We start from the raw sequence: 14,998 nt of genomic DNA, 5'->3' as shown, positions 1-14,998 counted from the left end.
GGGATGCGGGGAGCGCTGCTCAGGCCGCCGGCCGCGCGCCGCCGGCCGGGTGCAGCTCGGCGGTCAGCGGATCGGCGAGCAGGCGCTCGAAGGCCAGCTCGGCCGCGCCGAGCATCAGCAGGTCGGCGCCGAGCTCGGTGCGGGCGATGCGCACGGAGTCGAGCGCCACCCGGAACGGCCCGCCGCGGCCCAGGCGCTCCTCGAGGAAGCCCGGTGCGACGCCGACGAGCGCGCCGAGGAACCCGCCGAGCACCACCAGCTGCGGGTTGAAGATGTTGACGACGTTGCGCAGCGCCACGGCGAGGTGCCCGAGCTGCCGCTCCACCTCCGCACGCACCGCGGGATCGCTCGAGGCGGCGAGCGCCTCCTCGAGCCGCTCGCTCACGTCGGCGCTCTCGTCGAGGCCGAGCACCCGCAGCAGCTCCGCCCGGCCGACCTCGGTCTCGAGGCAGCCGACCGCGCCGCAGTGGCAGTCGACGCCGGCGCTGTTCACGAGGGTGTGGCCGATCTCGCCCGCGTAGCCGTCGATCCCGTGCAGCGGGGTGCCGCCGACGATCACGCCGGCGCCGACGCCGCTCGCGCCGCCGTTGAGGTAGACGAGGTGGGACACGTCACGCCCGGCGCCGAGGACGCTCTCGGCGAGCGCGCCGAGATTCGCGTCGTTGGCCGAGAGCACCGGGAGCCCGGTCGCCTCGGCGAGCATCCGGGAGAACGGCTCGTCGGTCCAGCCGAGGTGCGGGCCGACCCGGACCAGGCCGTCGGCGTCCCGGACGAGACCGGGGACGGCGACGCCGATGCCGACGGTACGGGCGTCCCTCGGCAGGTCGGCGACCAGCTCGGCAATGGCCTCCGCCGCGAGCCGGGCAGCGGCCTCGGCGCTCGGCACGGTGGCGGTGCGGCGGATGCGGCGGCGCACCTCGGCGTCCAGGCCGACGATCGCGACCGTGACCGCGTCGATCTCCGGGTTCACCGCGATCGCGACGACCCGCGGATCGGTCTCGACGATCGGGCTGGGCCGTCCGACCTGGTTGAGGGTCTCGGGCTGCAGCTCGCGCACGACGCCCAGCTCGACCAGTTCGCCGACGAGGGCTGCGATGGTGGAGCGGTTGAGTCCGGTGAGGCGGGTGAGCTGCGAGCGGGACCGCGGGCCGCCGCGGTGCACGAGTCGGAGGAGCGCGGACAGATTGTGCCGGCGGACCCGGTCGAGGTTGTTGCCGCGCGTCGCGTTCTCGGCCATTCCGCGGTCTCCTCTGCTCTCCGGGGCCAGCCTATCCGCGGGTGCGGGCGCTTCCGGCCGCACAACATCAGCTGAGAAGGGAGTCCCTCGCCCCACAGAGGAGGGACCCCTCTCTCAGCTGATGTTGTGCGCGGGCCTCGCCGGTCAGGACCCCGCGCGGGTCCAGGTCCAGCTGCCGGCGGGCGCGTCGACGCTCACGTCGCCGCCCGAGCGGGTCACCGTGAACACCGTCTCCGCACCGGAGTCGTGCGCCGGCACCCGCACGACCGTCTCGCCGTCCGCGCCCGGGAACACCCGCAGCTCCAGCCCGTCGACGTAGTCGTACTCGGCGACGTCGCTGCGCGCACCGACCGGGATCACCGCGCCCTCGCGGACGTAGAGCGGCAGCGAGTCGAAGCCGTGCACCTCGCGGCGCCACTCCCCCGCCGAGTCGGTGCTCTCGCCGGTCCACCAGTTCGTCCAGCGCCCGCGCGGCAGGTAGAACTCGACCGAGCCGTCGGGAGTGAACACCGGCGCGACCAGCAGGTCGTGGCCGAGCATGTACTGCGTGTCGAGGTGCGCCGCGTTGCGGTCGTCCTCGAACTCGAGCGTCATCGGCCGCATCACCGGGGTGCCGGTGCGCGCCGCCTCCGCCCCCGCCGCGTAGAGGTAGGGCATCAGCGAGAGCTTCAGCCGGGTGAAGAGCCGGGTGACGTCGACCGCCTCCTCGTCGAACGCCCATGGCACCCGCACCGAGGACGACCCGTGCAGCCGCGAGTGCGAGGAGAGCAGCCCGAAGGCGAGCCAGCGCTTGAAGACGCCCGGGTCGGGCGTGCCCTCGAAGCCGCCGATGTCGTGCGCCCAGAAGCCGAAGCCGCCGAGCGCGAGCGAGAGCCCGCCGCGCAGGGTCTCGGCCATCGAGACGTAGGAGGAGGTGTTGTCGCCGCCCCAGTGCACCGGCAGCGCCTGGCCGCCGACCGTGGCGCTGCGGGCGAAGAGCGCCGCGCGTCCCTCGCCGAGCTCCTCCTCCAGCACCTCGAACACCGCGCGGTTGTAGAGCTGGGTGTACCAGTTGTGCATGCCCTCGGGGTCGGAGCCGTCGGACCAGGCCACGCCCTCGGACGGGATGCGCTCGCCGAAGTCGGTCTTGAAGGAGTCGACGCCCTGGCGGACGAGGACCCGCAGCTTGTCCTGGAACCAGCGGGTCGCCTCCGGGTTCGTGAAGTCGATCAGCGCCATGCCGGCCACCCACAGGTCCCACTGCCAGACGTCGCCCGCGGTGGTGCGCAGCAGGTAGCCCTTCTCGCGGCCCTCCTCGAACAGCGCCGAGGCCTGGCCGATGTAGGGGTTGATCCAGACGCAGGTGTGCAGGCCGCGCTCGTGCAGGCGGGCGAGGATCCCCTCCGGGTCCGGGAAGGTGCGCGGGTCCCACTCGAGGTCGGTCCACTGGAACTCGCGCATCCAGAAGCAGTCGAAGTGGAAGGCCGACAGCGGCAGCTCGCGCTCGGCGAAGCCGTCGATGAAGGAGTTCACCGTCTCCTCGTCGTAGCTGGTGGTGAAGCTCGTGGTGAGCCAGAGGCCGTAGCTCCACGCGGGGACGATCGCCGGGCGGCCGGCCAGCCCGGTGTAGCGGCGGAGCACGTCCTTCTTGGTCGGACCCTGGATCACCAGGTACTCCAGCGCCTCGCCGCCGACCGAGAACTGCACGCGCTCGACGGTCTCGGAGCCGATCTCGAAGGAGACCAGGCCGGGGTCGTTGACGAGGACGCCGTAGCCGCGGCTGGAGAGGTAGAAGGGGACGTTCTTGTAGGCCTGCTCGGAGGAGGTGCCGCCGTCGGCGTTCCAGACGTCGACGGTCTGGCCGTTCTTGACGAACGGGCCGAAGCGCTCCCCCAGGCCGTAGACGAGCTCGCCGACGCCGAGGTCGAGCTGCTCGTGCAGGTAGGCCTTCCCGTCGGGGCCGGTGAGGTAGCCCTCGGCCTTGTGCCCGGAGCCGGTGAGGCGCGTGTCCGTCGCGGTGTCCCAGAACTCGAGCGACCAGGGCGCGCCCTGCGCGACGCGCACCTCGAGGTCGCCGGTGCGCAGCACGCCGCCGGACTCCGTCAGGCTCGCCTCGCCGACCGCGTCGTCGACCAGGTCGAAGCCGCGGCGGGTCGCAGTGCCGCGCCAGTGCTCGATCCGGATCTTCGCGACGCCCTCGGCGGGCGAGGACACGGTGACGGTCAGCGTCGGCCGGTTCAGCACGTCGCCGCGGCCCTGGATCACCTTCGTCGGGGCGATCACCTCGAGCGAGGTGCCGTGGGAGCGGATGTCGTACGCCTCCTGCGCGAAGAGGGGCGTGAATCCGGCCCTCGTCTGCCAGAACCCGTCGGTGAACTTCATGGGGTGGTGCCTTTCTGATGGGGAGGCCGATGCCGGGAGCGAGGTCGAAGCGCTTCGATTCCCTACCGGGCGCGCCGGGGGGATCAGCGGCGCGGGCCCCGGTGGAAGGACCCGCGCCGCGGTGAGAAGGGGCTACTTGACCGCGCCGGCGGTGATGCCGCGGGTCAGGGTGCGCTGGAAGATCAGGAAGAAGATCAGCGTCGGCAGCAGGCCCAGCAGGGCGCTCGCGCTGGTCGTCGTGACGTCCATGATCTTGTCGCCCTGGAGGCTGGAGATGGCGATCGGGACGGTCTGCGTCGCGTCGCTCACCAGGAAGACCAGCGGGATGAGGAACTCGTTCCAGGTCCAGATGAAGAAGAAGATCATCAGCACCGAGAGCGTCGGCCGCGAGATCGGCACGATCACCCGGGTGAGCACCTGCCACTTGGAGGCGCCGTCGAGTGCCGCGGCCTCGAGGATCTCCTTCGGGAAGGTGCCGTAGACGCTGGAGAGCAGATAGGTGCCGAACGCCGACTGGATGACGGTGAAGATGATGATCACCGAGAGCTGGCTGTCGTAGATCCCGACGGCCTTGAACATGTAGTACAGCGGATAGAGCAGGGCCTCCTGCGGCAGCATGTTCGCCAGCAGGAACAGGATGATGATCCAGCTCCGGCCCTTCACCCGGCCGATGCCGATCGCATAGGCGTTGAGCACCGAGAGGGCGACCGCGAGGATCGCGACCGAGCCCGAGATCAGGATCGAGTTGCCGAGCTTCTCCGGGAAGTTCACCCGCTCCCAGAAGGTCGATAGGCCGTCGAAGGAGAGGCCGGTCGGGAAGGCGAGCGGGCCGCCCACGGAGTACTCGGCCGGGGTCTTGAACGAGTTGAGCAGGATCAGCAGCACCGGGCTGATGATGACGAGTCCGATCACGACGGCCACGATCAGGATCGCCCAGTCGCCGAAGGTGCGCTTGGTCGCGCCCTTCGAGGCCTTGGGCGTCTTCTTCGGCGTGGTCAGATCGGTGTCGTCGGTTCCGGCCTGGGTGAACGGCAGGGCTTCGATGGCCGACATCAGCGGGCTCCTTCGCTGCGCTCGACGCGCTCCTGGGCGCGGATGAAGAGGACGGCCAGGATCACGATGACGATGGTCAGCGCGGTCGCGATGGTGGCGCCGTAGCCCACCTGCTGCTTCTGGAAGAACTCGGTGTAGGAGTAGTAGCTCGGCACGATGGTCGAGTCGCCCGGGCCGCCGCGGGTCAGCGCGTAGATCGGGCCGAAGACCTTCAGCGCGGCGATGGTGCAGGTGAGGGTGACGACGAAGACCTCGGGCCGGATGATCGAGATGGTGATCCAGCGGAAGCGCTGGAACCAGTTCGCGCCGTCGAGCTCGGCGGCCTCGTAGAGCTCGGGGTCCACGCGCTGCAGCGCCGCCATGAAGATGACGACCGGGTAGCCGAGCTGCACCCAGATCATCACGACCATGATCGAGAGCATCGCGGTGTCGGGCTTGCCGAGCCAGTCGTGCGCGAGCGAGCCGAGGCCGACCGCCTCGAGGATCGAGTTCAGGGCGCCGTTGTCCGGGCGGAGGATCCAGCCGATCACGATCGCGGCGATGACCGTCGGCAGGATCTGCGGGAGGTAGTAGGTCGCGCGGAGGAAGGAGGCGATCCTCCCGCCGAACTTCTTGCCGACCAGATCGAAGAGGATCGCGGCGAGGAGGAGGCCGAGGATCGTCGGCACGATCACCATCGCGATGATCATGTAGACGGAGTTGAGGAACGACGTCCAGAACTGGTCGTCGCCCATCAGCTCGATCCAGTTGTCGAGGCCGATGAAGATCGGCGGCTTGATGCCGCGCCACGACGTGAAGCTGATGTAGATGTTCCAGATCAGCGGGATCAGCACGATGAACACGAAGAGCACGAAGCCCGGGATCAGGTACAGCCAGTAGCCGCCGGAGCGCTTCTCGCGGGGCGGCTTCTCCGCCGTGGGAGGCGGCGGGGCGCTCTCCGCGCGACGCGGAACGGTCGTCGTCATGGGTACTCCTTGAACGTGTGCTGTCGTGTGGGGGCGGCGGGGCCCGGGGTGGCCGCGAGATGCCACTTGTGCACGGCTTTCACGGCGTGTCGCGCGCACAAGTGGCATCTCGCGGGAGGGGGCGACCTTGCAGTTACTTGATGTCGGCCACGCCGTCGTCGTACTTGCCCTGCAGCTCCGTCAGCATGCCGCTGGGGTCGGTCGAGCCGTTGATGAGCTCCTGCGAGGCGGCGACGAGGTCGTCGTAGAAGGTGGCGGTGGGCCAGTCGGGGTAGAAGGAGAGCTGGTCCTCGTCGACGACCGTCTTCCACTGCGACAGCAGCGCCTTGCTCTTCTCATCCGTGATGGCGGTCTCGTCGACGACCAGCGGGATGCCGCCGTTGTTGCCGATGAGGTTCTGGATCTCGGGGCGCATCGTGATGTCGATCCACTTGTAGGCGAGGTCCTTGTTCTTCGCCGTCTCGGGGATGACCCAGTGGTTGCCCGCGGAGCCCATCGTGAACTCGGCGCCCGGGAAGAGGAACGTGTCCCACTCGAAGCCGGTGATCTCGGTCTTGAAGCGGCCGAACCACCACGAGCCCGAGAAGAAGATCGGGTACTCGCCGGAGATGAACGCGGTGCCCGCGTCCTCGGCCTTGAGCCCGGAGGCGTCGGCCGAGAAGTAGCCCTTGTCGACGTAGGTCTGCAGCTGATCGGCCGCGTAGCTCCAGGCCGCGTCCTCGAAGTCGACCTCGCCGGTGTAGGTCTGGTAGTCGGTGATCCACTGGCGATCGGCCTTCAGCAGCGCGAGCTGGTAGAAGAGCTGCTGGAGCGGGTACTCCGCGCCGGCCTCGGCGAGCGGGGTGATCCCCTTCGCGACGAAGGCGTCGAGCACGGCGGTGAACTCGTCGTAGGTCGTCGGGACCTCGAGGCCGTTCGCCGCGAAGACGTCCTTGTCGTAGTAGACGAAGGTGAACTCGCCGTAGTTGGGGATGCCGTACCAGGAGCCGGAGCCCATGATGCCCTTGTCGTCGTACTTGGCCGTGGTCTGCAGAGCGCCCGGGATGAGCTTGTCCCAACCGTAGAACTCGACGGCCTCGTCGAGGTTGGTCAGCAGCCCCTGGCTGGAGAGCAGACCGCTGGTCGCGTTGCCCTTGTTGTACTCGACGACGTCGGGCGCGGAGTTGGAGTTGAAGATCTGGCTGGCACCGGTGCGCAGCTGCTCGAAGGCCTTGAACTCGTAGGCGATCTCGGCGCCGGTCTCCTCGGTGAAGATGTCGCGGGCGGCGAGCCAGGCGATGCCGCGGTCGCTGTCGGGGGTCTCGAAGTCCCACATGGTGAGGGTGCGGCCGGCGCCGTCGACATCGGTGGCGAGGGCGTCGGAGCCGGCGTCGGAACCGCCTCCGGAGCAGGCGGCGAGCGCGAACATCGCGCCGATGCCGACACCGCCGGCGATCAGGCCGCGGCGGCTCAGCGAGCCGACGGTGGCGGCGGAAGGGCGGTGGAAGGCGGTGCGGGGACGAAGCGACATAGCGGGAGTTCTCCTTCAAACGGTGCCGCGGGGCTGTGGACGAGGGCTGTGAGTGGTGGATCGTGCGAGTCGAAGAGCGCTCTCTGAGACCGGCCGAGCTGTCGAAGCGTTTCGACGATCGGCGCGGAGAGCGCTGAGGCGATGAGGACTGGGGAGGGGTCAGGGAGCGGCCGGCACCGGGGCGCCGGTCGCGGCGAGCGCGACGGAGCCGCGGTCGACGTAGTGGGGCGGGAGGAGGTCGACGCCGGTGGTGCGGCCGGAGTCGATCTGCTGGAGGGTACGGGCGACGGCCGCGCGGCACATCGCGTCGAACGGGAGAGGGATGCTGCTGACCGGCACCGGGAGCGCCGCGCCGTCGTAGCTCGCGCAGGCCGCGAGGACCGAGAGGTCGCCGGGGATCGAGAGGCCGCGCTCGACGAGGCGCTCGATCGCCGCCTCCGCCACCGGCTCGTTGCAGTGCAGCACGAGGGCGGAGACCGGGGCGGTGAGCAGCGCGTCGACCGCCGCCGACGCGCTCGCGCGGCCGATGTGCGGGCGCTCGACGCTGAGGGCGAGGCCGAGGGCCGTGCACTCCGCCTCGAAGGCGTCGTCGAAGCGGCGGACGAAGCCGGCGTTGCGGTCGGTGTACGACTGCGGGTGCTCGATCAGGCCGATCGAGCGGTGGCCCTGCTCGGCGAGCAGGCGGACGCTGCGGCGGGCGGCCTCGGCGAAGTCGAGGTCGACGCAGGCGAGCTCGTGCGCGTCGGCCGGGACGCCGATGAAGGTCGCCGGGACGCCGGCCGCGCGGATGAGGGCCGCGCGGTCGTCCTCGTCGTCGACGCCCATCAGGACGACGCCGTCGACGAGCGAGGAGGAGGAGACGCGGGCGATGCCGCTGGAGGCCTCGTCCGTGACGAGGAGGAGGACGTCGTAGTCGGACTCGCGGGCCCGCTCGAGCACCTCGGTGACGAAGCGCATGTGGGTGGGCAGGTGCAGCTCGCCGCGCATCGGCGCCGAGAGGGCGAGGATGTGGGTCCGCGCTCCGGCGAGCATGCGGGCGCCGGCGTGCGGCCGGTAGCCCAGCTGCCGGACGGCCTCGTCGACCCGCTGGCGGGTGGAGGCGGCGATCGATCGCTTGCCGGAGAGGGCGTAGGAGACGGTGCTGATCGAGACCCCGGCCACGCGGGCGACGTCGTGGATGCTCGCCATCGTTCCTCCTGCCGGACCTCGTCGTCGGTGCCCGGCCGCTCCGCCCTGCTCGGGAGAGCAGTGCTTCGAAACGCTTCGACCGGGTTGCTGCTGAGCACTGTACGCACAGTCGAAACGCTTCCGCAAGGAATTCGTCGGGCGACTCCACATATCGACGCGAGACATCGCGTCGATCGAGGAGCACCACCGCGCGCCACGTCGCGACGACCGTTGCGCCGCACGCCCCCGATCGATATGTTGGGCGCAACAACAATTCGGCGACGCCGCCGGAAAGGATTCGGATCAATGTCCCTGACCCCCACCCGCGCCGACAAGTTCTCGTTCGGCCTCTGGACCATCGGCTACAACGGGACGGACCCGTTCGGCGGCCCGACCCGCAAGCCCCTCGACACCGTGCACGCGGTCGAGAAGCTGAGCGAGCTCGGCGCCTACGGCCTCACCTTCCACGACGACGACCTCTTCGCGTTCGGCTCGACCGACGCCGAGCGCCAGACCGAGATCGACCGCCTCAAGGGCGCGCTCGAGTCCACCGGCCTGATCGTCCCGATGGTGACCACCAACCTCTTCAGCGCCCCGGTCTTCAAGGACGGCGGCTTCACCTCGAACGACCGCGACGTGCGCCGCTTCGCGCTGCGCAAGGTCCTCCGCAACATCGACCTCGCCGCCGAGCTCGGCGCGCAGACCTTCGTGATGTGGGGCGGCCGCGAGGGCGCCGAGTACGACTCCGCCAAGGACATCCGCGCGGCCCTCGAGCGCTACCGCGAGGCCGTCAACCTGCTCGGCGACTACGTCACCGACAAGGGCTACGACATCCGCTTCGCGATCGAGCCCAAGCCCAACGAGCCCCGCGGCGACATCCTGCTGCCGACCCTCGGCCACGCGATCGCGTTCATCGACTCGCTCGAGCGCCCCGAGCTCGTCGGCGTGAACCCCGAGGTCGGTCACGAGCAGATGGCGGGCCTGAACTTCACGGCCGGCATCGCCCAGGCGCTGTACCACGGCAAGCTCTTCCACATCGACCTCAACGGCCAGCGCGGCATCAAGTACGACCAGGACCTCGTCTTCGGTCACGGCGACCTGCACAACGCGTTCTCGCTCGTCGACCTGCTGGAGAACGGCGGCCCCGGCGGCGTCCCGGCCTACGACGGCCCGCGCCACTTCGACTACAAGCCCTCGCGCACCGAGGACGAGACCGGCGTCTGGGACTCGGCCGCGGCCAACATGCGCACCTACCTGCTGCTCAAGGAGCGCGCGGCGGCCTTCCGCGCCGACCCCGAGGTCCAGGAGGCGCTCGCGGCGTCGAAGGTCGGCGAGCTGTCGACCCCGACGCTGAACGAGGGCGAGTCCTACGACGACCTGCTCGCGGACACCGCGTCCTACGAGTCGTTCGACACCGACGCGTACCTCGGCGGCAAGGGCTTCGGCTTCGTCCGCCTGCAGCAGCTCGCGACCGAGCACCTGCTCGGCGCGCGCGGCTGACCCACCCGGCCGCTCCCGCGGTGCGCCGCGGGTCGTCCTGAGACGGACGGGATCCTCTGCCTCGGCAGGGGGTCTCGTCCGTTCTCGCATGCCGGGGTGACGGCTCCGGCCCTCCCCCGCCTCTCCTCCGCGGAGGCATGGCCCCCGCCCTTCCACTCGACGGAGGCGCCGCCTCCGCACCCCGACTTCAGCGGAGGCCGCGCCTCCGCACCCGCCACAACGAACGGAGACGGCGATGACGCTCGTCGCAGGGATCGACTCGTCCACCCAGAGCTGCAAGGTGGTCGTCCGCGACCTCGACACCGGAGCCGTGGTCCGCACCGGCCGCGCCTCGCACCCGGACGGGACCGAGGTCGACCCGGCCGCCTGGTGGGACGCGCTGCAGGTCGCGCTCGCGGACGCAGGCGGACTCGACGACGTCGCCGCGATCTCGGTCGGCGGGCAGCAGCACGGCATGGTCGTCCTCGACGCGGACGGGCAGGTGATCCGGCCCGCGCTGCTCTGGAACGACACCCGCAGCGCCGGCGCGGCGCGCGAGCTGATCGAGGAGCTCGGCGCGGAGGCGTGGGCCCAGCGCACCGGCAGCGTCCCGGTCGCCTCCTTCACCGCCACCAAGCTGCGCTGGCTGCGCGACGCCGAGCCGGAGAACGCCGCGCGCGTCGCGGCCGTGGCGCTCCCGCACGACTGGCTGACCTGGCGCCTGCTCGGCTACGGCCCCGACTCCGCGCGCGGACCGCAGCTGGACGCGCTGACGACCGACCGCTCCGACGCCTCCGGCACGTCCTACTGGGGCGCCGACGGCTACGACCTCGACCTGCTCGAGCGCGCGCTCGGGCACCGGGCGCTCCTCCCCCGCGTGCTCGGACCCTCGGAGCAGGCGGGCACGACCGAGAGCGGTCTCGTCGTCGGTCCCGGCGCGGGTGACAACGCCGGCGCGGCGCTCGGCCTCGGCGCCGGCCCCGGCGACGTCGTGGTGAGCATCGGCACCAGCGGCACGGTCTTCGCGGTGACCGACGACCCGGTGCGCGACGCCTCGGGCACGGTCGCGGGGTTCGCGGACGCGAGCGGGCGGTTCCTGCCGCTGGTCGCGACGCTGAACGCGGCGCGGGTGCTGGCCTCGACGGCCGGGCTGCTGGGGAGCGACTTCGACGCCTTCTCGGCGCTCGCGCTCGAGGCGGAGCCGGGCTCCGGCGGCCTCGTGCTCGTGCCCTACTTCGAGGGCGAGCGGACGCCGAACCTGCCCGACGCGACGGCGAGCCTGCACGGGATGACGATCGCGTCGACCACGCGGCCGAACCTGGCGCGCGCGGCGATCGAGGGCATGCTCTGCGGCCTCGCCGACGGCCTGGACGCCGTGCGGGCGCAGGGCGTCGAGGCCCGGCGCATCCTGCTGATCGGCGGGGCGGCGCAGAACGGCGCGGTGCAGCTCGCGGCCTCGCAGGTCTTCGACGTGCCCGTGGTCGTGCCGACGCCGGGCGAGTACGTCGCCGACGGCGCCGCGGTGCAGGCCGCCTGGGCGCTGACCGGCGCGCGCCCGACCTGGGAGGTCACCTCCCTCGCCGAGCCGGCGCCGGACCACCGCCCGGTCATCCGCGAGCAGTACGCGGCGGCCCGCGCCTGACCCGCGTGCAGAGGGCGGGTCTCGATACGCGCTGCGCGCTACTCGACCAGCATGAGGAGGCAGCCGCCCGACGGGCGTCCTCCATGCTGATCGAGTAGCCCGCGGAGCGGGCGTATCGAGATCCACCCCTCTGCAGGACGTGGGTCTCGATACGCGCTGCGCGCTCCTCGACCAGCATGAGGAGAGAGCTGCCGCCCATCGGGCGTCCTCCGTTTCATGCTGATCGAGTAGGGCGCGCAGCGCCCGTATCGAGATCCCGCCGTCAGCTCGTCAGGCCGTCGACGTACTCCCGGTTCTCCGCCAGCCACGACTCGAGGGCCGCGTCCTGGTCGTCGGCGCCCTCGTTGAACAGCGCGTTCTCGAGCGAGTACAGCGTGTCCGAGTCCATCCGGAAGTCGCGCAGCCAGCTGCTCAGCGTCGGGAACTCGCTGTCGAACGACGCGGAGCCGAAGGCGTGGATCCCCTCGGCCTCGCCGAGCAGTCCCTTCGGGTCCTCGAGGTCCTTCACCGGGAACGCGTCGTAGGCCCAGTGCGGCCGCCACAGCGTCACGGCGATGTTCTCGCCTGCCGCCGTCGCACTGGAGAGCTCCTGCAGCATCGCGGGCGTCGACGAGGTCAGGTACTCCATCCCCTCCAGGCCGTAGCCGGGGATGACCGCGTCGGTCGTGATCCCGTTCAGCCCCGAGCCGGGCTCGATGCCGACGAGCCGGTTCCCGACGACCTCGGGGTTCGCCGCGAGCTCCTCGAGGGTGTCGATCGGCGCGTCCTCGTTCACCGCGATGGTGAGCTTCGCGTCGTCGTTCCAGGCGCCGAGGTCGACGATGCGGTCGCCGTACTCGTCGAGGTAGTCGCCGTGGGTGATCGGCAGCCAGGTGTCCAGCGCCAGGTCGTAGTCGCCGCTGGCGAGGCCCGAGAAGCCGGGCGCCACGTCGATGCTCTGCAGCGTCACGTCGTAGCCCTCCTCCTCGAGCACCGCGCCCCAGAGCCGCGACGCGGCGATGCCCTCGTCCCAGCCCTGAAAGACGGCGAGGGTGACGTCGGTGCGGTCGCCGTTGTCGACGGACGCAGTGGTCGCCGGGCCGGCGACAGCCGACGCGCCGAGCGAGGCGACGACGCCGACCGAGACGGCGGCGATCGCCGTGCGGGTCGCGACGACGGCCTTGCGGCTGCTCGCCCGGGCGACGCGGGCCGGCGACGGGGCGCCGAGGGCGCTCGTCATCCGGTCGAGGATGATCGCCAGGATCACCACCGCGATGCCGGCTTCGAAGCCGAGCGCCACGTCGATCCGGCCGATGCTGGCCACGACGTCCCCGCCGAGACCGCCCGCGCCGACCATGCCCGCGATGACGACCATCGAGAGCGACAGCATGATGACCTGGTTGAGGCCGGCCAGGATCGACGGCAGCGCGAGCGGCAGCTGGATCTGGCGGAGGATGCGCCACTTCGACGAGCCGAACGACTCGCCCGCCTCCACCAGCTCGGAGTCGACACCGCGGACGCCCAGCTCGGTCAGCCGGACGCCGGGCGCCATCGCGAAGACGATCGTCGCGACGATGCCGGGCACGACGCCGACGCGGAAGAGGATCAGCGCCGGAATCAGATACACGAACGCCGGCATCGTCTGCATGAAGTCGAGGACCGGGCGCAGGATCGCCGAGGCGGTCCGGTTGCGGGCCGCGAGGATCCCGAGCGGCACGCTCAGCGCGATCGCCACGGCGGAGGCGACGAGCACCAGGGCGAGCGAGTCCATCGCGTTGTCCCACTGGTCCACGCTCGCGATCAGCAGGAGCCCGACCGCGGAGCCGAGCCCGAAGACCCAGCCGCGCGCCGCGTAGGCGAGCACCGCGATCAGGGCGATGACGACCCAGAACGGCGGGGTCGCCAGCACGAAGTCGACGCCGGTGTAGGCGGCGCCGAAGACCGTGCGGAGCAGGTCGAAGACGGGCTGGAAGGTCTGCGTCAGCACGTCGACGACGCCCTCGGCGGCAGCGCCGAGCGGGAGGCGGAGGTCCGGGTTCATCGCACGCCCCCCTCGCTCGCGAGCACGGCGTCGTCGACGGGGCCGCCGGTCGCGTGCAGGGTCGCGGTGACCATCTCGGTGGGGAGGGTCGCGGGCGGCTCGACGAGCGGCACGCCGCCGGTCTGCGGTCCGAGATTGCCGAGGGCCGCGAGCAGCGTCACGCGCGGGATCGCGCCGAGGAGCCGCCCCGCCTCGTCGACGACGGCGACCGGCAGCGCGGACTCGACCGCCGGCTCGATGATCTCGCTGAGCGCGGTGTCCGGGCCGACGCTGACGACGGCCTCGGTGACGACGAGCGAGAGGTCGGTGGTGCCCGCGCGGACCTGCTCGATCACGTCGCGGTCGCGGACGGTGCCGAGGAGGCGCCGCCCGGCACCCACGACGAAGGCCGCCGCGGTCTGCTGGTCGCGCATGGTGCGCAGGGCGGCGCGGGGGCCGGCGGCGAGCGTCACGACGGAGCGCGCGGGCTCCATCACGGCGGACGCGGTGAGCACGCGGGCGCGGTCGACGTCCTGCACGAACTGCGCGACGTAGTCGTTCGCCGGGTCGGTGAGGATCTCCTCCGGGGTGCCGATCTGGACGATCCGGCCGTCGCGCATGACCGCGATCCGGTCGCCGAGGAGCATGGCCTCGTTGAGGTCGTGGGTGATGAAGACGATGGTCTTGCCGAGCTCGTGCTGCAGCTCGATCAGCTGCTCCTGCATCTCGCGGCGGATGAGCGGGTCGAGCGCCGAGAACGCCTCGTCCATCAGCACGATGTCGGTGTCGGCGGCGAGCGCCCGGGCCAGTCCGACCCGCTGGCGCATGCCGCCGGACAGCTCGTCCGGTATCTTCTCGTGCCAGCCGGCGAGGCCGGCCCGCTCGACCGCGAGCAGCGCGCGCTCGCGGCGCTCGGCCGCCGGCACGCCCTGGATCTCGAGCGGGTAGGCCACGTTGTCGAGCACGGTGCGGTGCGGGAGCAGCGCGAAGTGCTGGAAGACCATCGAGATCGAGGAGCGGCGCACGCGGCGGAGCTCCTTGTCGGAGACGCCGGTGATCGTGGTGCCCTCGATCAGCACCTCGCCCGCGGTCGGCTCCTGCAGGCCGTTGAGCATGCGGATGAGCGTCGACTTGCCGGAGCCGGACAGCCCCATCACGACGAAGATCTCGCCGCGGCGCACCTCGAAGGAGGAGTCGATCACCGCCGCGGTGCCCTGGCCCGCGAGGTCGGCGCGGTCGGCGCCCTCGCGCAGCCGCCGCACGACCTCCTCGGGCCGGCGCCCGAAGACCTTGAAGAGGTTCCTCGCCTCGAGGGCCGGACCCTCCCGCTCGAGGGTCGCTGTGGCGGCTCCGGCTCCGTTCCCGGGCTCGCTGATGTCCTGCTGATTCTGCTGCACGTGCACTCCGTCGGCGCGCAGGGACGCATCCCTGCACTCTCATCTCGTGGTGCCGGGTCGGGTGCGGGGGACGCCGTCTCTCCAGCCACAGCGGGCGTCCCGCCGCGGTGAGCGGAGGGGGCGCGGAGGCGATTCCGGTTCGTCCGGGAGGCGGCCACGGGGCCGCCTCGCGCACCCGTTGACCGTAC

At 71.3% G+C, this 14,998-nt stretch carries 10 protein-coding genes; 2 read left to right on the top strand and 8 right to left on the bottom strand.

The window, feature by feature from the left end; genetic code table 11:
• Window positions 1-19 precede the first annotated feature (19 nt).
• The 6 genes from MT355_RS02625 to MT355_RS02600 all read right to left on the bottom strand — a co-directional run bounded on the left by MT355_RS02625 (window position 20) and on the right by MT355_RS02600 (window position 8,314).
• Window positions 20-1,237 (bottom strand): ROK family protein, encoded by a 1,218-nt coding sequence (locus MT355_RS02625; RefSeq protein ID WP_243598420.1) that lies wholly within the window; start codon window positions 1,235-1,237, stop codon window positions 20-22.
• Window positions 1,238-1,381: 144 nt separating this feature from the next.
• Window positions 1,382-3,598, bottom strand: a complete 2,217-nt coding sequence (gene yicI, locus MT355_RS02620; protein WP_243598419.1) for an alpha-xylosidase — start codon at window positions 3,596-3,598, stop codon at window positions 1,382-1,384.
• Between the two features lie 132 nt (window positions 3,599-3,730).
• Window positions 3,731-4,651 carry a carbohydrate ABC transporter permease gene (locus MT355_RS02615; RefSeq protein ID WP_243598418.1) on the bottom strand — a complete coding sequence of 307 codons (921 nt, stop codon included), beginning with the start codon at window positions 4,649-4,651 and terminating at the stop codon, window positions 3,731-3,733.
• Window positions 4,651-5,616 carry a carbohydrate ABC transporter permease gene (locus tag MT355_RS02610; protein WP_123447720.1) on the bottom strand — a complete coding sequence of 322 codons (966 nt, stop codon included), beginning with the start codon at window positions 5,614-5,616 and terminating at the stop codon, window positions 4,651-4,653. Before MT355_RS02610 ends, MT355_RS02615 begins: the two co-directional genes overlap by 1 nt.
• Before the next feature lie 133 nt (window positions 5,617-5,749).
• Entirely contained in the window at window positions 5,750-7,126 is a 1,377-nt protein-coding gene (locus MT355_RS02605) for an ABC transporter substrate-binding protein (protein WP_243598417.1), read from the bottom strand.
• Between the two features lie 159 nt (window positions 7,127-7,285).
• Window positions 7,286-8,314, bottom strand: coding sequence for a LacI family DNA-binding transcriptional regulator (locus MT355_RS02600; RefSeq protein ID WP_243598416.1), 1,029 nt, complete (start codon window positions 8,312-8,314; stop codon window positions 7,286-7,288).
• Between the two features lie 285 nt (window positions 8,315-8,599).
• Between MT355_RS02600 and xylA the strand changes: the two genes are divergently transcribed.
• Together xylA and xylB are read left to right on the top strand one after the other, a co-directional pair.
• Window positions 8,600-9,793 (top strand): xylose isomerase, encoded by a 1,194-nt coding sequence (gene xylA / locus MT355_RS02595; RefSeq protein WP_123447721.1) that lies wholly within the window; start codon window positions 8,600-8,602, stop codon window positions 9,791-9,793.
• A 235-nt stretch (window positions 9,794-10,028) separates the two neighbouring features.
• Window positions 10,029-11,414: a xylulokinase gene (gene xylB / locus MT355_RS02590; protein WP_243598415.1), complete on the top strand. Its 1,386-nt coding sequence runs from the start codon at window positions 10,029-10,031 to the stop codon at window positions 11,412-11,414.
• Window positions 11,415-11,676: 262 nt separating this feature from the next.
• On the opposite strand, the gene MT355_RS02585 is transcribed toward xylB, so the two are convergent.
• Together MT355_RS02585 and MT355_RS02580 are read right to left on the bottom strand one after the other, a co-directional pair.
• Complete coding sequence (locus MT355_RS02585) at window positions 11,677-13,434, bottom strand: ABC transporter permease/substrate binding protein (RefSeq protein WP_243598414.1); 1,758 nt, start codon at window positions 13,432-13,434, stop codon at window positions 11,677-11,679.
• On the bottom strand, window positions 13,431-14,789 hold the full coding sequence (locus MT355_RS02580; protein ID WP_243598701.1) for a glycine betaine/L-proline ABC transporter ATP-binding protein: 1,359 nt from the start codon (window positions 14,787-14,789) through the stop codon (window positions 13,431-13,433). Before MT355_RS02580 ends, MT355_RS02585 begins: the two co-directional genes overlap by 4 nt.
• Between the last annotated feature and the right edge of the window lie 209 nt (window positions 14,790-14,998).

This window comes from Rathayibacter sp. VKM Ac-2929 (genome assembly GCF_022815495.1).
GTDB classification, from domain to species: Bacteria; Actinomycetota; Actinomycetes; order Actinomycetales; family Microbacteriaceae; genus Rathayibacter; species Rathayibacter festucae.
The sequence above is the reverse complement of the archived record's forward strand: the minus strand, read 5'-3'. Positions and strand labels throughout refer to the sequence as shown.

What these genes read in the sequence shown, in the direction of transcription:
- MT355_RS02625 (WP_243598420.1), bottom strand. Translation starts at nt 1,237, where the DNA reads ATGGCCGAGAACGCGACGCGCGGCAACAACCTCGACCGGGTCCGCCGG.
- yicI (WP_243598419.1), bottom strand. Translation starts at nt 3,598, where the DNA reads ATGAAGTTCACCGACGGGTTCTGGCAGACGAGGGCCGGATTCACGCCC.
- MT355_RS02615 (WP_243598418.1), bottom strand. Translation starts at nt 4,651, where the DNA reads ATGTCGGCCATCGAAGCCCTGCCGTTCACCCAGGCCGGAACCGACGAC.
- MT355_RS02610 (WP_123447720.1), bottom strand. Translation starts at nt 5,616, where the DNA reads ATGACGACGACCGTTCCGCGTCGCGCGGAGAGCGCCCCGCCGCCTCCC.
- MT355_RS02605 (WP_243598417.1), bottom strand. Translation starts at nt 7,126, where the DNA reads ATGTCGCTTCGTCCCCGCACCGCCTTCCACCGCCCTTCCGCCGCCACC.
- MT355_RS02600 (WP_243598416.1), bottom strand. Translation starts at nt 8,314, where the DNA reads ATGGCGAGCATCCACGACGTCGCCCGCGTGGCCGGGGTCTCGATCAGC.
- xylA (WP_123447721.1), top strand. Translation starts at nt 8,600, where the DNA reads ATGTCCCTGACCCCCACCCGCGCCGACAAGTTCTCGTTCGGCCTCTGG.
- xylB (WP_243598415.1), top strand. Translation starts at nt 10,029, where the DNA reads ATGACGCTCGTCGCAGGGATCGACTCGTCCACCCAGAGCTGCAAGGTG.
- MT355_RS02585 (WP_243598414.1), bottom strand. Translation starts at nt 13,434, where the DNA reads ATGAACCCGGACCTCCGCCTCCCGCTCGGCGCTGCCGCCGAGGGCGTC.